The 16,258-nt window shown below is 45.6% G+C and carries 16 protein-coding genes and 2 other annotated features; of the genes, 14 read left to right on the top strand and 2 right to left on the bottom strand.

Features of this window, described 5'->3' with window-relative positions:
- Positions 1-12 precede the first annotated feature (12 nt).
- Entirely contained in the window at positions 13-342 is a 330-nt protein-coding gene (locus AB3489_RS01265; protein WP_019226620.1) for a metalloregulator ArsR/SmtB family transcription factor, read from the bottom strand.
- A gap of 115 nt (positions 343-457) precedes the next feature.
- A complete protein-coding gene (locus tag AB3489_RS01270; RefSeq protein ID WP_368293674.1) occupies positions 458-1,543 on the bottom strand; it encodes a hypothetical protein in 1,086 nt (361 codons plus the stop codon).
- Between the two features lie 167 nt (positions 1,544-1,710).
- Here AB3489_RS01270 and AB3489_RS01275 point away from each other — a divergent pair, with 167 nt between their 5' ends.
- The 14 genes from AB3489_RS01275 (at position 1,711) to AB3489_RS01340 (ending at position 16,116) form a co-directional block, all read left to right on the top strand.
- A complete protein-coding gene (locus AB3489_RS01275) occupies positions 1,711-2,355 on the top strand; it encodes a hypothetical protein (RefSeq protein WP_019226618.1) in 645 nt (214 codons plus the stop codon).
- A gap of 121 nt (positions 2,356-2,476) precedes the next feature.
- Positions 2,477-3,310: a putative sporulation protein YtxC gene (locus AB3489_RS01280; protein ID WP_368293675.1), complete on the top strand. Its 834-nt coding sequence runs from the start codon at positions 2,477-2,479 to the stop codon at positions 3,308-3,310.
- A 51-nt stretch (positions 3,311-3,361) separates the two neighbouring features.
- Positions 3,362-3,604: a binding site (T-box leader), on the top strand.
- Positions 3,605-3,685: 81 nt separating this feature from the next.
- Positions 3,686-5,611 (top strand): threonine--tRNA ligase, encoded by a 1,926-nt coding sequence (thrS, locus tag AB3489_RS01285; RefSeq protein WP_368293676.1) that lies wholly within the window; start codon positions 3,686-3,688, stop codon positions 5,609-5,611.
- Between the two features lie 96 nt (positions 5,612-5,707).
- Entirely contained in the window at positions 5,708-6,610 is a 903-nt protein-coding gene (locus tag AB3489_RS01290) for a 3'-5' exoribonuclease YhaM family protein (protein ID WP_019226615.1), read from the top strand.
- A 4-nt stretch (positions 6,611-6,614) separates the two neighbouring features.
- Positions 6,615-7,673: a BMP family protein gene (locus tag AB3489_RS01295; protein ID WP_019226614.1), complete on the top strand. Its 1,059-nt coding sequence runs from the start codon at positions 6,615-6,617 to the stop codon at positions 7,671-7,673.
- 36 nt (positions 7,674-7,709) lie between these two features.
- Positions 7,710-7,839, top strand: a sequence feature (ribosomal protein L20 leader region).
- Positions 7,840-7,912: 73 nt separating this feature from the next.
- The gene (infC, locus tag AB3489_RS01300) at positions 7,913-8,404 is read left to right on the top strand and encodes a translation initiation factor IF-3 (protein ID WP_368294554.1); all 492 of its coding nucleotides are present in this window, start codon (positions 7,913-7,915) and stop codon (positions 8,402-8,404) included.
- Positions 8,405-8,426: 22 nt separating this feature from the next.
- Entirely contained in the window at positions 8,427-8,627 is a 201-nt protein-coding gene (rpmI, locus tag AB3489_RS01305; RefSeq protein ID WP_368293677.1) for a 50S ribosomal protein L35, read from the top strand.
- Between the two features lie 28 nt (positions 8,628-8,655).
- Complete coding sequence (gene rplT, locus AB3489_RS01310; protein ID WP_015044027.1) at positions 8,656-9,042, top strand: 50S ribosomal protein L20; 387 nt, start codon at positions 8,656-8,658, stop codon at positions 9,040-9,042.
- 89 nt (positions 9,043-9,131) lie between these two features.
- Positions 9,132-9,956: a TrmH family RNA methyltransferase gene (locus AB3489_RS01315; protein ID WP_368293679.1), complete on the top strand. Its 825-nt coding sequence runs from the start codon at positions 9,132-9,134 to the stop codon at positions 9,954-9,956.
- A gap of 461 nt (positions 9,957-10,417) precedes the next feature.
- Positions 10,418-11,440 (top strand): phenylalanine--tRNA ligase subunit alpha, encoded by a 1,023-nt coding sequence (gene pheS / locus AB3489_RS01320; protein ID WP_368293680.1) that lies wholly within the window; start codon positions 10,418-10,420, stop codon positions 11,438-11,440.
- A gap of 93 nt (positions 11,441-11,533) precedes the next feature.
- A complete protein-coding gene (gene pheT / locus AB3489_RS01325) occupies positions 11,534-13,945 on the top strand; it encodes a phenylalanine--tRNA ligase subunit beta (protein ID WP_368293681.1) in 2,412 nt (803 codons plus the stop codon).
- A gap of 41 nt (positions 13,946-13,986) precedes the next feature.
- The gene (locus AB3489_RS01330) at positions 13,987-14,256 is read left to right on the top strand and encodes a cell division protein ZapA (protein ID WP_015044023.1); all 270 of its coding nucleotides are present in this window, start codon (positions 13,987-13,989) and stop codon (positions 14,254-14,256) included.
- A gap of 166 nt (positions 14,257-14,422) precedes the next feature.
- Entirely contained in the window at positions 14,423-14,692 is a 270-nt protein-coding gene (locus AB3489_RS01335) for an ACT domain-containing protein (RefSeq protein WP_019226607.1), read from the top strand.
- 65 nt (positions 14,693-14,757) lie between these two features.
- On the top strand, positions 14,758-16,116 hold the full coding sequence (locus AB3489_RS01340) for a PFL family protein (protein WP_368293682.1): 1,359 nt from the start codon (positions 14,758-14,760) through the stop codon (positions 16,114-16,116).
- Positions 16,117-16,258: the final 142 nt, after the last annotated feature.

Genomic DNA, 16,258 nt, shown 5'->3' on the forward strand with positions numbered 1-16,258 from the left:
ATAACCAATCAATCAGGGAGAAAGATGTTCGAGTCCCTGGGTCAATATCCGATAAACATGGTCGTCACTCAAAGCATAAACACTTGTCTTGCCAGCCCGGCGCACCTTGACTAATTTGTATTGCCGGAGAATCCTTAGTTGGTGGGAGACGGCAGATTGGCTCATACCTAAAATTTCCGCCAGTTCATTCACATACAGCTCATTATCCAGTAGTGCAAAAAGGATACGTATTCTGGAGAAATCCGCAAATACCTTATAAAAGTCTGCCAGTTCCAGGGATAGTTCTATACCTGGAATATGTTTTTGGGGCTGTTCCGGGGCAGGAGCGTGAAATACCGACATTTTAACGGCCTCCCAAAGAAAAATATAATCAGGACTGTACATATGCGCATATATGCATATGTACATATTTATAATACTAAGTATTGTTGGGGGCTGTCAATACGAACCCCAAAAGTCATTTAAATTTTCCAGGTTTGAATATACTGCTGAAGCTATCCCTGAACTGCGTAAACAACAGCCCTCCGAGGAAGATCAACCCGGCAAATCCGATCAAAGGATATATGGCAGAGACTGCCGCGGAAAAACCGTACTGGGCAGCGATAATTGCACCGATGGAAGCAAGGGTAGCACCAAGAATCCTTTGCTTGTTATCATAAGCAATCCTGGCTGTAAAGCCGTAGAGAATACTTACGGCAGTTGTATAAATTTCCAAAAGCAAAATTAGCCCGTAAGCATAGCCTACCAGTGGATTCAGTCTGGTAGCGAGAAATACCATGGGAACCTGAAAAGGAAGAATTTCCGGAGACCCGCAGATGATTGCCAGATTAATTGCCAGAATCCCGGCGCCCAACCCAAGACCACCCAGCAGGCCGCCCCAAACAAGACTCTTTTCACTCCGGCCTTCCACACCTAAAGGGGACAGGATAGCTACAGAAAGTACAATATTATAAGAAACATAGAGAATGGCGGCAGTAGACCAATGGGATGCTGTCGGAGATTCTAACGATCCGAGCAGTGCAATTTTGGATGGCGTGATTGGATCGAGGACAATCGAGATTATAGCAACACTGAAGACGGCAAGGAGCAGAAAAGGTACAACCAAACCAATTGCGCGTATGACGTTTCTGACCCCGGAAATGACGGTGAGAAACGAAAGCAGAATAACGGTAATACTGCCTAGAAGTGGGGAAAAGCCAAGCTGCTCTTCAACGACAGCGCCGGATCCTGCAGCCATGACGATCAGGACACCCAAGAAGCTCAAGGTAATAAACCAATCCATCAAAATGCCAAGAGGTTTCCCAAATGTGAATCTGACCAGTTCCAGGTGCGAATCGGCATTTTGTTCTCTGGATATCCGCATGATGAGAATCCCAAAATAACAAAATAAGACAGTGCACACGGCGATACCGGCAAAACTTTTTATTCCAAATACAGTAAAGAATTGGAGAACCTCCTGTCCGGTCGCAAACCCTGCTCCGACAATTGTTCCGATGAAGGCGGCAGCAATTGAAACTGTGGAAAACTGTTTTGTATTTTTCATACTTCACCTGCTTTCCCTCTGAACATAGGGTTCTAGGAACAATATCCTTAAAGATTATTATGTTAAATATCTCTGGAAATGAACTTCAACGCATGCAGAATAGGTAATAATGGTGTAGAATAATATAGGCACAAGGGAATTAGTTTGAATGCTTATGGGGGGTAAAAATGTCACCGGAAAAGAAAAAAATATATGCTGTCATCATCATTGCTGTTTTTTGCCTGATTATTGTCACGGGGGTAGGAAATTTCCGAGCCAAACAGCTCGCAGTAGATTTGGCAGGCCAACGGGTCAGCAACACGCTTACTCTGGCCGTGGCTGATTTTGATAACGAAAAACTGCAGGAGCTTATTCAAACGCAGAATCAGCAGAATGCTTATTACGGAGAACTTCGGGCGAAGCTGATGCAGTTAAAGACAGAGCACCAGCTCGAAAATATTTACATGTTGTACAAGGATGAGCAGAATAAGGTATGGTTTTTCGTCGTTGATGCGAGGGCTGAGGATGACCCGGCACATTTGGCTTTGGGACAATTGGAGAACAACGCCTCGTCGGCAGTAGAGAACACGCTGAAGGGCAAAGTTGTCCAGGGAGAGTATCACACGACTTCACTGGGGACATTCGTATCGAGTTACCAGGAAGTGAAGGATGCCGGCGGAAAGACGTATGCTGTTCTGGCAGGGGATATCGATGTTAAGAATGTGACAGAATTCCTGTACTTAACCAGATATGTACAATTCGGGATCATGGCGGTTAGTTTGCTGCTGATTGGCCTTATTGTTTATTTAAGCGGCAGAAAAAATATTAATTAGACAAGAAACAATGTAATCCTAACCAATATAAGAATATATAAGAATAGATAAGAATAAGAAAATTCCTTACCGGAAATATTAGGAAGGATGATGCATATATTTCCAGGGGGGGATTTTTCTTTTGAATGATTATTATTTAGAAGTTGGGACTTCTGATTATAAAGAAGAGCTTTCTCAAGCAGTATACGATTTGTACCATAAAGACGGGCTGCCGATTGAAATATCTGAAGTCTGCCATGAGCCAAACTATCTGGTCAGCTTCATTTATGCCAATTTGAAGGGGAAAAATGTCCGGAATGAGCTTACCGTCAAAATCGTTCAGTACTATATTGCCCATGCACTGGGTAGCGTTGTTCTTCAGGGATGGGAAGAACGTTATATCAGAAAAAAATTAAAAGATGACTTCAGCATGTTCGGGAGCGAAATCGACGAGGCTTATCCAAAGGTTGCCGGATATCTGAATGACCAGGCAGAGACTGGTTTTCTTCGGCTTAGAAACAGAATCCTGGTAAAGTCCATTCTGGAATTTTTGAATGACCATCAAAAAATTGATCTGGAAGGATTTATGAATTTCAGATCGGGCCAATATAAGAGAGAATTAAAGAAACAGATTGCACGTGCTGTAAATGTTTATGCCCTTCAGCAGGAGCATGAAAGCTTTGTACGACTCCTGAAAAGATTTTTTGAATCCCAGCGGGATAACAAAAATACGATGCATATGGTCATTAATCACAAAGATGAAGTGGCATTTTACGATGACAACCATTCTGTTCTGATAAATTCCAGTGCTGAAAGCGAAGATCACCCCATCAGTGTTTTGCTGAAACGCTCTCCGAATCGCCTGATTGTTCATGTTGCAGCAGAAAAACAGTCCGGAATTGCCCGGATCGTTCAGGAAGTTTTTGGTGATAAGATGACCTATTGCCGGGGATGCAGCCTGTGTAAAGACAACTGATTGACAACATACTTTAAGTGGTATAATCTAAGACTATATAAAAGGAATAATGAAGGCACGATGAAGAGGACAGTATCCTAATCGTTCGCATTTAGAGAGAAATGCCCTGGGCTGTGAGCATTTTTGCGATATTTGGGAAAAGACCGCCTCCGAGTTCCTCGCCGAACATGATATGCGTAGGCTGGACGTTTATCCGCGTTAAGGATGCCAAGGAAAATTAGCTGCCGGTATAGCAGGCGGTCGTATTTTTGAATTTGGGTGGAACCACGGGTTTCTATCGCTCTCGTCCCATAAGAAGGACGGGAGCTTTTTAGTATTAATACCAAAGAAGTTTGAATGGATAAATCATGAATAAAAACAAGGAGTGATAGGATCATGTTAAATGTAACCTTAAAGGATGGTTCGGTTCGTCAAGTGGAGCAGGGTTCAACTGTTCTGGAATTGGCTGCTTCTATTTCTCAGGGTCTGGCCAGGGTCGCGGTTGCAGGCAAGGTGGACGGGGAGGTCAAAGACCTCTCGTTTCCGATAGAAGATGACGTAAACGTAGAAGTACTTACGCTTGACAGTGAAGAGGGACTGGAAGTAATGCGCCATTCAGCTTCTCACCTTTTAGCTCAGGCTGTGAAGAATCTTTTCCCGGGAACCATTCTGGGTATCGGGCCCGCGATTGCGAATGGTTTTTACTATGACTTTGACTCTGAATACACTTTTACCCCCGAGGATTTAGGTAAGATTGAAGAGGAGATGCGCAAACTGGCGAAGAATGATTATAAGTTTGAACGCCGTGAGGTTGCGCGCGAAGAAGCGATTGACTATTTCCAAAATAAAGGGGAAAAATATAAAGTCCAATTGATCAACGATCTCCCCGAAGATGCTAGAATATCCATGTACACGCAGGGGAATTTTACAGACCTCTGTGCCGGACCGCATGTTCCCGGAACAAAGGTATTGAAGGCCTTCAAATTGCAGAGCCTGGCTGGTGCATACTGGCGCGGCAGTGAGAAAAACAAAATGCTTCAGAGAATCTACGGTTTAGCTTTTGCCAAGACCTCTGATCTTGATGATTATTTATTTAAGCTTGAAGAAGCCAAAAGGCGTGACCATCGGAAGCTTGGGATGGAGCTTGACCTTTTCAGTCTGCACGATGAAGGTCCCGGCTTCCCGTTCTTTCATCCGAAGGGGATGGTTTTAAGGAATACGCTGGAAGATTTCTGGCGCAGAGAGCACCAGAAAAGAGGCTATGTCGAGATCAGAACGCCTATCATTTTGAATACAGCTCTCTGGCAGCAGTCCGGGCACTGGGATCATTATAAGGAAAACATGTATTTTACGAAAATAGACAATGAGGACTATGCCGTTAAACCGATGAACTGTCCCGGTGGTATGATTATGTACAAGACAAAACTGCGCAGCTACCGGGATCTGCCGATCCGCTGCGGAGAACTAGGTCTGGTGCACAGGCATGAACTATCGGGTGCCCTTCATGGTTTGTTGAGAGTAAGAAACTTTACGCAGGATGATGCCCATATTTTTATGCTGCCTTCCCAGATCAAAGATGAGATCATCGGCGTTATTAATTTAGTTGATTACTTTTATAAAATATTTGGTTTTGCGTACCATGTTGAGCTTTCCACCCGTCCGGAGGATTCCATGGGTTCGGATCAGGATTGGGAAATGGCGACAAATGCGCTGAAGGAAGCGCTGGAAGCTAAAGGGATGGATTACAAAATTAATCCTGGTGATGGAGCCTTCTACGGACCGAAAATTGATTTTCACCTGAAGGATTGTCTCGACAGAACCTGGCAGTGCGGAACCATCCAGCTGGATTTCCAGATGCCTGAGCGATTTGACCTGACCTACATTGGGGAAGACGGGGATAAACACCGTCCTGTCATGATTCACAGGGTCGTTTACGGCAGCATTGAGCGTTTTATTGCACTTCTGACCGAGCAGTACGCCGGTGCTTTCCCGGTTTGGCTTTCGCCTGAGCAGGTGCGCATTCTGCCGATCAGTGACAAGCACAGCGCCTATGCTGAGAAAGTTAAGGGACTGCTTATGGACCGGGATATCCGCACCGCGCTTGATGAACGCCGGGAGAAAATCAACTATAAGATTAGGGAAGTACAGACCGATAAAATACCTTTTGCTTTGGTCGTCGGAGATAAGGAAGCCGAAGAGGGTACGGTATCCGTCCGCCGTTATGGAGAGCAGAAGACCAGCGTCATGGAATTGGAAGACTTTATTTCCTTGATTCTGGACGAAATAAGCACCAAAAAAATTCCTGCAGGCAATCAGGTCTAAATCGGATTGACCAGCGGAAAACAATACAAATTCCGGAGAGTGGTGGGTAACTTGACTGAGAAAAAGAATTGGAATGAGTTGAAGTCAGGAGAATCTTTGGTCGCATTTTTCCTGATTCGCAGGGTTGAAACGAAGACTACGGCTGGCGGAAACCGGTATCTTGATATCGTCTTAGGTGACGCCGGCGGGGAGATAACCGCAAGGATGTGGGACTGCAAGCAGGAAGATGAAACACTATATCAAAGCAATATGCTTGTAAAGATCAAAGGCAGTATTGCGGAATGGCAAGGCAAGAGACAAGTTAAGATCGATAAAATCCGTGCAGTTGTTGAGGACGATCAAGTTGACATTAATGCGTTTATACCTGTTGCACCGTATAGTCCGGAAGCAATGTACGCTGAGCTTCTGCAATACCTCTCCGGGATGGAGAATGTCAAACTAAGAGAAACAGTCCAGCTTCTCCTGACAGAAGCCGGAGAGAAACTGCTGATTCATCCGGCTGCTGTGCAGAATCATCATGCCTTAAGGTCGGGACTGCTGTATCATACGCTGACGATGCTTAAAGCTGGAGAAAAACTAGCGGATGTCTATACTTTCCTGGATAAAGATCTTCTTTATGCCGGGATCATGCTGCACGATGTTGCCAAGCTTGATGAAATTGATGCCAATGCCCTTGGGATCGCTACGGAATATACAGTTGAGGGGCAGCTGCTAGGCCATATTGTTCAAGGAATCAAGAAAATTGAAAAGGCTGCAGGCAAGGCGGGTCTCGATGAGGAGACCAGTCTCCTTCTTCAGCATATGCTGCTTTCGCACCATTATGAGCCGGAATATGGCAGTCCCAAGAGACCGATGTTTCCAGAGGCAGAAATCCTTCATTATCTGGATATCATTGATGCCAGGATGTTTGATATGCAAAAAGCCCTGAATGAAACCGAGCCTGGGAATTTTTCCGATAAACTTTGGACACTGAACAACAGAAGGCTATACAAGAGGTGAAAAAATGTTAAAAAGAAATGCAGTGAAAATATGGGGAAAAATGCTTTGTTTGCTTGTTATAGCCTTACTGTTACTGACTGGCTGCGGGATTCTGGGCGGAGGCGGTCAGGACGCACCTTCGGATGACTCGGGAAACTACGCGATCAAGGTCGGCCTGATAACCGGCCAGGACGGAATAGAGGATATTTATTCTGAAAAGGCCTGGGAAGGACTGCAAAAGGCACAACAGGAACTAAACGCCGGGATCGGCTATGCTAAGGTCAAAAATGATAAAGACTATCCGTCAGGACTTGCCGAGCTTAAATCCCAGAACTGTCAGGTCATATTCACCATAGGTCCTGCTGCCGTTCCGGCAGCTCTGGAAGCGGCAGAAAAAAACCCTAAAATTACCTATGTCTGTCTGGACAGCACCATCGAGGGAACCATTCCTGACAATGTTCTGGCCGTGTCGTATAGAGTAGAGGAAGCGGCTTTTCTGGCAGGGTATCTGGCGGCAAAAAGGACGGAAACAAATGTCGTTGGTTTTATCTCAGGGGACAATAAAGAAGCAGCACAGCCTTACTTTTATGGTTTCAAGAGCGGAGTACGGTTCGTCAATCCCAACTGTGAGCTTTTGAAAGGAAATGCCGCCACTTTCACCAATAAGACCAGGGTCGAAGAGATGGCGGAAGCGATGGTCAATTCTGATGCCGATGTTATTTTTCATAACGCAGGTCTGGCAGGAAAAGCAATGATTGAAGTCATGGAGGAAAAAGGCAAGTATGCCATAGGTGCTGACATTGATCAAAATAGTCTGGCACCTGAGACTGTCCTTACTTCAGTCATCAAAGAAAACGGCGAGGTCGCTTACAGCATCATCAAACAAATTGAAGAGAAAACCTTGGCGTCCGGTAAAAATGTATCGTATGGCTTAGCGGAGAATGCCGTCGGTTTGGCAGAGACAACTGAATCTATGGTTTCGGAAGAAACCTATACCAAAATAAATGAATATAAACAAAAAATGATTGACGGAAAGATCACGGTTCCAGCCAATGAAAATGAAACATTTAAAATCACATATTAGATGATTGACATTGAACGCTATACTATGTATAATACTTATGCCAAGTAGAAGCCATCCGCTTCTCACCTCATGACATAATGCCGATGAGGTCCTAGTGAGTTTTCCAGTATGGTTATGCTCATTTTGTATGATGAAGACGGGTGGAATACCGTCTTTATTTTTTTATACTCTTTGGCTCGTTGTAAGCAAAAAATTGGAGGTGATTCACTATTAACAAAGATTTACGGATTAATGAAGAAATCCGGGCTCGGGAAGTTCGATTAGTAGGTGAAGAAGGAGAACAACTCGGGATCATTTCTATTAAAGATGCCTTGAGCGTCGCTGCTGAAAAAGCGCTTGATTTAGTGGAGATTGCTCCTGCTGCCAAACCACCGGTTTGTAAGGTGATGGATTATGGGAAATATAAATATGAACAGGCGAAGCGTGATAAAGAAGCCCGTAAGAAGCAGAAGGTTGTTGAAATTAAAGAAGTCAAGCTCCGCCCGAACATTGAAGACCATGATTTTATGACCAAAGCTCGCAATGCCCAGCGCTTTTTAGGCGATGGCGATAAAGTAAAAGTTACCATCATGTTTAGAGGACGGGAGATAACACACCCAGACCATGGTAAAGTATTGTGTTTGCGAATGGCTGAATTTCTTAGTGAAGAAGCTCTTGTCGAGCGTGAACCCAAAGTCGAAGGTCGCAATATGGTTATGATTTTAGCTCCTTCCGCACATAAACACGATTAAAATGAAAAGGGGGTTATCATAAATGCCTAAAATGAAAACACACCGTGGAGCTGCCAAACGTATTAAGAAGACTGCTACCGGCAAAATTGTTTGTTATCATGCATATAAAAGCCATATCTTGGAGAAGAAGTCGCCAAAGCGTAAACGGAATCTTCGTAAAGCGGCGATTATGCATAGTACCGATGCGAAGCGTATTGCTCGCCTGATCGCTTATGTTAAGTAAGAATATCACTTAAAGGAGGTCTTTAAAAATGGCCCGTGTAAAAAGAGGCGTCAGAGCACATGAACGCCATAAAAAAATATTAAAATTAGCCAGAGGATATAGAGGACGTAAGAGCAAACTTTTCAGAATGGCCAAACAGCAAGTCGTTAAATCGATGGCGTATGCTTATGTTCACCGCAAACAGAGAAGACGCGATTTTCGTAAGCTGTGGATCACCAGGATTAATGCAGCTGCCCGAATGAATAACATTACGTATAACCGGCTGATGTACGGTCTGAAGCTGGCCAATGTCAATATCAACCGCAAAATGCTGGCCGATTTGGCAGTTAATGATGCTGCAGCTTTTACGAAGCTTGTAGAAGTTGCCCAAAGCAAACTCGACAACACCAATGCAAAAGCTCAGGCGAATGCTTAAGTCAAGAATATCTATGATGAACTTGGAGTTCGGTCTTTTCAGGACCGGACTCTTGCTCTATCTATTCCAGGTAATCCGGGAGGATCATCATGATCGTTTCTTTGCAAAATGAACAGGTCAAGCATGTAGTATCCCTGCATGATAAAAAAGGCCGTAAAGAATATAGGGAATTCCTTGTAGAAGGCAAACGTTTTGTACAGGAAGCTATTCTTAGGCAAGCGCAGCTTAAGAAGATTTATTATACGGCTCAGGACGCGGCGATGGAAAAATCGGATTTGCAGCAATCCTTAAGTATTGGCGGACTGGTGACGGAGATACGAGCGCTGGGAATAGAAGCTGAAGAGGTGTCTGAAGCGGTAATGCGCAAAATGAGCGCTACGGAAGCCCCTCAGGGTATCCTCGGAATGATCCGAAAAAACGAATTTGACTGGCAGGATATCAAGGTTCGGAAGGATACCATTCTTCTCGTCGTTGACGGAATCCAGGACCCGGGTAATTTGGGTACGATTTTGAGAACCGCCTTGGCTGCAGATGTCAAGCAAATCATTCTGACAAAAAAAACGGTGGATCTTTATAATCCCAAAGTTCTGCGCAGCAGTATGGGCTCCGTTTTTTCCCAGGTGATTCTGGCGGATAAAACGCCTGAAGAAATAGCAATTTTTTGCAGACAAAAAGAATGTTCCATGGTCGTATCCACCATGGGTGGAACTTCCATATTTAAGACGAACATTCGTGAAGACTATCCTTTGGCATTAATTATGGGAAATGAAGCAACAGGGCCGTCAGCTTTTTTTATGGAAAAGGCCGCTAAGCACTATTCCATTCCAATGTTTAACAATGTTGAATCGTTGAATGCGTCAATGGCTGCCGGAATATTCCTTTATGAAATGCGAAGACAGGGACAATTCTTGTAAACCATGATTGAAAATGATATAATTCTGATCAGGCAAAGAAAACAATTACTTTGCTTTCCGGACCTAAGCCGAGGAAAGGTGGGCTCAAAATGTCAGCGCCTGATTATTTTTGGAAAGCCTTCGAGGCAACCGGTTCTCCCCAATTATATCTTTGGTACAAGAACAACGACAAATTGACAAGTGACAATGAACGGAACAAAAAGCAGGCAGGCCTCTAAAGGGAGGACCGACTCAGACTGAAAGTCGGCCAGGCAGGCAGCTACCTCAACATGGGAGTCTTGAGGTTGAAGTTCATTCCGGGAGTTATATCGGTTGGCAGCCGTTACCAGCTTATTAAGTGTGAACTATGATTTGACGCATGGTCAAAAAAGGGTGGTACCACGGGAATACGAACTCTCGTCCCTAGTCGGACGAGGGTTTATTGTTTTTTTACATAATTAATTGCTGAAAGGGTGACCGCGATGCGAGAAGAAATTCAAAAAATAAAAGAAGATACACTGGCGCAACTGACCAAGCTGACTTCGTCGGAAGAGCTTCAGGAGCTAAAAGTTCGCGTGATGGGCAAAAAGGGATCACTCACATCCTTGCTGAAGCAGATGGGTCAGCTCAGCGCGGAAGAGCGTCCCAAAATGGGGCAGATCGTTAATGAACTGCGCACGCAGCTCGAAGATGCCTGGGACAAAAAATGGAGGGAATTTGAAAAGAATGCTTTGGAAAGCAGACTAAGGGAAGAACGGATCGATATCAGTCTGCCGGGGTATTCTTTGCCTCAAGGACACCAGCATCCTTTAAGCAAAGTGATTGAGGAAATTGAAGATATTTTTATGGGCATGGGTTTTACCATTGCTGAGGGACCAGAAATAGAAACGGATTACTATAACTTTGAAGCGCTGAACCTCCCGAAAGACCATCCGGCCAGGGATATGCAGGATACATTTTTTATCACCGAGGATATTCTGCTTCGGACGCAGACCTCGCCGGTCCAGATCAGAACCATGGAGAAACAAAGACCCCAGCTTCCGGTCAAGATCATTGCGCCAGGTAAAGTCTTCCGCAACGATGATGATGCAACCCACTCGCCGATGTTCCATCAGGTAGAGGGGCTGCTGGTCGATAAGGGAGTCAGAATGTCCGATCTCAAAGGACTGCTTCTGTATTTCTCCAGACAAATGTTTGGCGAATCTCGCGAAATCCGCTTGAGGCCGAGCTTCTTCCCATTTACTGAGCCCAGTGCTGAAGTTGATGTATCCTGCATGCTTTGTGGTGGTGCAGGCTGCAGGCTGTGCAAAGGGACCGGCTGGATTGAAATCTTGGGGGCCGGAATGGTTCATCCGCATGTGCTGGAGATGGGAGGATATAATCCTAAGGAAGTAACAGGCTTTGCTTTCGGTATGGGCGTAGAACGGATTGCAATGCTGAAATACGGCATTGAAGATATGCGGCTGCTTTTTGATAATGATATCCGCTTCCTGGAGCAGTTCTAGGACATTGATCTTTAAATAATTTGATATTTGAGTGATTACAGATAGATTGTTTTTATTGATCCTATAACATGTTAATGTATGGAGGATACTCTGATGAGAGTAAGTATGGAATGGCTAAAACAATACCTCGAGCTTTGTCTCAGTCCTGAAGAACTGGCAGAAGTCCTGACCGGGGGCGGGATTGAAGTTGAAGGGGTAGAATGCTTGAATAAAGGCTTTGCAGAAGTCTATATCGGTGAAATTCTGGATATCCAGCCCCATCCCGATGCCCAAAAACTGCAGGTATGCCGTTTGAATACCGGCAGGGAAGAACTGACCATTGTAACGGGTGCATCAAATGTCCTTATCGGGGATAAAGTACCGGTAGCCGTTCCGGGAGCGGTGCTTCCAGGGGGTAAAGAGATTCAACCGGTCAATATGAGAGGCGTAAAATCGTATGGGATGCTTTGTTCCGACAAGGAACTTGAGATCGAAGCTGTCGGTCAGGAACGCAGTAAAGGCGGGATCCTGATCCTGTCTCCTGACGCGCCTGTCGGTGAGAGCCTGGAAACCTATCTCGGTTTGCAGGACAGCGTCCTGGAACTGGAACTTTACCCTAACCGACCGGATTGTCTGGCGATGGTCAATGTTGCGAGAGAAGCCGGGACTTTGCTCGGGAAGAAGCCTGTTCTGCCGGAATGGGCCCGGGAGGAAATGCCTTCCTGGCCGGAAGATGTCAGGCAGAAGGTTGAAATTGAAGATCCGGAACTTTCCTGGCGTTATTCGGCCCTGCTGGTGGATGATGTCGTCATTCAACCCTCGCCGGTTTGGATGCAGAATCGGCTCCGGGCTGCCGGAGTCCGTCCGATCAATAATATTGTCGATATTACCAACTACTGCATGCTGGAAATGGGACAGCCGCTTCATGCGTTCGACCGGGATAAACTTCAGGGTACGGTCAGAGTCCGCAAAGCCAAACAAGGTGAAACCATGGTCAGCCTGGACGGCATCGAAAGAAAATTGGAACCCGATATGCTGGTTATTGCCGACGATAACGGGCCGCAGGCCATTGCCGGTGTCATGGGCGGACTGGAAAGCGAAGTGACCGGCAAGACCTGCAGGATCCTGTTTGAATCAGCACATTTTCTCGGTTCGAGTGTCCGGCGTACCAGCAGAAAGCTGGGACTCCGTTCGGAGTCTTCCAGCCGTTTTGAAAAAGGCGTCAATCCTTACTGGACAGTCCCAACCCTGGGCAGAGTGGCAGAATTGCTGCTGGAACTCGAGGCGGGTGTACCGATGTCCTTTACGGAAAAAGTCTGTGCGCTTCCGCCCAAGGTTCGGATCGAAATAGCGGTTTCCACGGTCAATCAGGTCCTAGGTGTGGAATATACGGATCAGGAAATTGAAAAGGTGTTTGAAGCTCTTGATTTTGAATATCTGAAATTGTCTGATTGCCGGTACAGTGTTGAAATTCCTTCTTACAGGCAGGACCTTAAAATTGAAGTTGACTTGATTGAAGAGATTGCCCGCATCATAGGCTATGATAAGATTCCTACCACCCTGCCGCAGGGCAGCCAAACGCAAGGGTGCAGGACACCTGAACAGGTTTTCCGGCGCAAACTGCGTAAAATCCTGATCAAAGCCGGGATGAACGAGGTTATTTCCTACTCTTTCAGCAATAAAGAAATGGATGATCAATGGGGGTCAGAAGGCCGGAATATCCCGCTCTTAAATCCATTAAGGGAAGAATTAGGAACGATGAGGACGTCACTTCTGCCCGGACTATTGGAGATTGCGTCCAGAAATACCGCCAGACGCAACACGGATCTGCTGCTGTTTGAAATCGGCAATGTCTATTTGCCAAAAGAGCTGCCGTTAAAGGAGCAGCCCAATGAGGTTTCCCGGATTGCTGGCTTGGCGCAGGGGGAAAGCAAACGCCACTGGCTGAATTCGCAGGTGAAATTTGATTTCTTTTATGTCAAAGGGATCCTGACACAAATTGCGGAAGAATGCGGAATGGAATTTGAATATCGGAGAATTGAGGAAGGCAAGTACTGCAGCCTGCTTCATCCCGGAAGGTCCGCAAGCATTTACAGCAAAGGGGAGTACCTTGGTATTCTCGGGGAAATCTATCCACAGCTCGACCAGAAATGGGACCTGCAGTGTCCGGTGCTGTTTGAGCTCGATTTTGGAGCGCTTTCCAGGAATGCCAATCTCGCGGTTATTGCCAAATCGTATCCGCGTTATCCGGCAATTCAGCGTGACCTGGCCGTTGTGGTTCCTGAAGAGGTATCCGCAGAGGATATTAAGAAAAAGGTCATGGCACTCGGCGGGGAATTCCTGAAAGAAGTAGAGCTGTTCGACGTGTATCAAGGACAGCCCGTTCCGGCAGGACACAAAAGCCTTGCCTTTACGATGCGTTACCAGTCTGCAGAACGAACCTTGAAAGATGAAGAAGTGAACACTTTTAATTTCGACATCCTTTCGGGAATACAGCAGGAATTTGGGGCAAAATGGCGAAAATAAACAATAATGATGATGTAACAAGGTACTAGACAGGAGAGCGGGTGAAGACAGTGAATCCGGAAGAACAAAAAGTATCGGTTCTGATATTCGGAGAACTTCATGTTATTCGCGGCAAGGGATCTGAGGAATATATCAAGAAACTCGCCCATGATGTCGATAAAAGAATGGAAGAAATTGCGTTGAAATTCCCGAGGATACCAGCACATCAGGTAGCTATCCTGGCAGCACTCAATTTTGCAGATGAATTGGCAAAAATAAAAGAAGAACAGATGACGCTTCTTAACATGTTAGGAGAAAGCGGCGGCGAATAATTTTTTTTACATCTGACGGTGATTAAGAAATGGTCGATCCCGCTTATTATTCGGCCATTTCTTTATTATTTTTCGCAGGCACCTAATATTTGAGAAGGACTGCGCTATTTTTGCTTTTGTTTATCAGGAAATGATAGAATAAAATGAAACAAACGGAGGTGTTACAATGAAAGGAATTGTCACTGTAATAGGAAAAGATAAAGTCGGGATCATCTATGGCGTTACCAAGATCCTGATGGAGAATAATGTAAACGTGGAGGATATCAGCCAGACGATTTTGCAGGATTATTTCACCATGATGATGCTGGTCAATCTTTCCAATATAAAATGCGATTTCAGTGTCCTGAAGGAAGAGCTCGATGCCTTCGGTAAAGAGATCGGATTGTCGGTGAAGATTCAAAGAGAAGAGATCTTTGACTACATGCACAATATTTAACTTACAGTTAACAAGGGTTGACAAGTTGCCAGCCAGAAACAGGGGAAGTCTTTTGGAGGTAAATAATGAGTCTCTATAAAAATATTTTTGAAACCACCCGCATGATCGAGAAAGAAAAACTGGATATCAGGACCATCACGATGGGCATTTCTTTGCTTGATTGCATTGACGCTTCAGGAGAAAAGGCCCGCCGGAGAATTTATGACAAAATTACCAGGTTGGCACAAAATCTTGTCAAAGTCGGCAATGAAATCGAAACTGAATATGGCATTCCCATTATCAATAAACGAATATCCGTTACGCCGATGGCTATCATCGCCTCCGGGAGTGAAGACGAAAGCTATGTCGAGTTTGCGAGAACGCTGGACAAAGCAGCCCGGGAGGTCGGCGTTAACTTTATCGGAGGCTTCTCCGCTCTGGTGCAGAAAGGCTTTACAAAAGGTGACAGAATCTTAATCGAATCCATCCCTGAAGCTCTGAATGAAACAGAACGGGTATGTTCGTCTGTGAATGTGGCCAATTCCAAAGCCGGCATCAACATGGATGCAGTCAAGATGATGGGAAAAGTCATTAAAGATACAGCTTATTTGACCAGGGACAGGGATTCTCTGGGTTGTGCGAAGCTGGTGGTGTTTGCGAATGCCGTCGATGACAATCCGTTTATGGCAGGCGCCTTCCACGGGGTTGGTGAACCTGAAGTTGTGATCAATGTCGGGGTAAGCGGTCCCGGCGTCGTTAAATGTGCCATGGAGAAGGTTAAGGGAGAACCCTTGCATGTCGTAGCCGAGAATATTAAGAAGACTGCCTTTAAAATTACCCGGGCCGGCCAGCTGGTTGGCAACGAAGTATCCAGAAGACTGGATGTACCGTTCGGCATTTTGGATTTGTCCCTGGCCCCAACACCGGAAATCGGAGACAGTGTGGCCAGGATTCTTGAAGAAATGGGCTTGGAAGCCTGTGGAACCCATGGCACGACTGCAGCGCTGGCCATGTTGAATGACGCTGTTAAAAAAGGCGGCATCATGGCCTCCTCCTCCGTAGGAGGACTAAGCGGAGCGTTTATTCCGGTCAGCGAAGATGAAGGGATGATCAATGCGGTCAAGTGCGGCGCACTGACCTTTGACAAGCTCGAGGCGATGACCAGTGTCTGCTCCGTAGGACTGGATATGATTGCGATACCCGGAGATACCAAGGAATCGACGATCTCGGCCATGATTGCAGACGAAGCCGCCATCGGCGTCATCAATCATAAAACCACCGCAGTCCGCGTGATTCCTGTCCATGGCAAAGGGGTCGGCGATACTGCCGAGTTCGGCGGCTTGCTGGGCTATGCACCGATCATGGCGGTCAATCCATACAGCGCGGAAGAGTTCATTAACCGGGGCGGCAGAATTCCGGCACCGATCCACAGTTTCAGAAATTAACTGTTTTTAAATTTCAACCAAGAAACCGCAGGGAGTGTTTCCCCTGCGGTTTCTTGCGCTTCAATATAAGCAGCCTCTTCCAGCAAAGGGCTGCTTTGTTATTTTTAGAATTAATTTCCACATATTTTAATTTTTTAGAAGG

This window comes from Dehalobacter sp. TBBPA1, assembly GCF_040931655.1.
GTDB classification, from domain to species: Bacteria; Bacillota; Desulfitobacteriia; order Desulfitobacteriales; family Syntrophobotulaceae; genus Dehalobacter; species Dehalobacter restrictus.

Bases quoted from the DNA above. Each gene is read 5' to 3' on its own strand.
- AB3489_RS01265 (WP_019226620.1), bottom strand. From the start codon at position 342: ATGTCGGTATTTCACGCTCCTGCCCCGGAACAGCCCCAAAAACATATT.
- AB3489_RS01270 (WP_368293674.1), bottom strand. From the start codon at position 1,543: ATGAAAAATACAAAACAGTTTTCCACAGTTTCAATTGCTGCCGCCTTC.
- AB3489_RS01275 (WP_019226618.1), top strand. From the start codon at position 1,711: ATGTCACCGGAAAAGAAAAAAATATATGCTGTCATCATCATTGCTGTT.
- thrS (WP_368293676.1), top strand. From the start codon at position 3,686: ATGTTAAATGTAACCTTAAAGGATGGTTCGGTTCGTCAAGTGGAGCAG.
- AB3489_RS01295 (WP_019226614.1), top strand. From the start codon at position 6,615: ATGTTAAAAAGAAATGCAGTGAAAATATGGGGAAAAATGCTTTGTTTG.
- rpmI (WP_368293677.1), top strand. From the start codon at position 8,427: ATGCCTAAAATGAAAACACACCGTGGAGCTGCCAAACGTATTAAGAAG.
- rplT (WP_015044027.1), top strand. From the start codon at position 8,656: ATGGCCCGTGTAAAAAGAGGCGTCAGAGCACATGAACGCCATAAAAAA.
- AB3489_RS01315 (WP_368293679.1), top strand. From the start codon at position 9,132: ATGATCGTTTCTTTGCAAAATGAACAGGTCAAGCATGTAGTATCCCTG.
- pheS (WP_368293680.1), top strand. From the start codon at position 10,418: ATGCGAGAAGAAATTCAAAAAATAAAAGAAGATACACTGGCGCAACTG.
- pheT (WP_368293681.1), top strand. From the start codon at position 11,534: ATGAGAGTAAGTATGGAATGGCTAAAACAATACCTCGAGCTTTGTCTC.
- AB3489_RS01335 (WP_019226607.1), top strand. From the start codon at position 14,423: ATGAAAGGAATTGTCACTGTAATAGGAAAAGATAAAGTCGGGATCATC.
- AB3489_RS01340 (WP_368293682.1), top strand. From the start codon at position 14,758: ATGAGTCTCTATAAAAATATTTTTGAAACCACCCGCATGATCGAGAAA.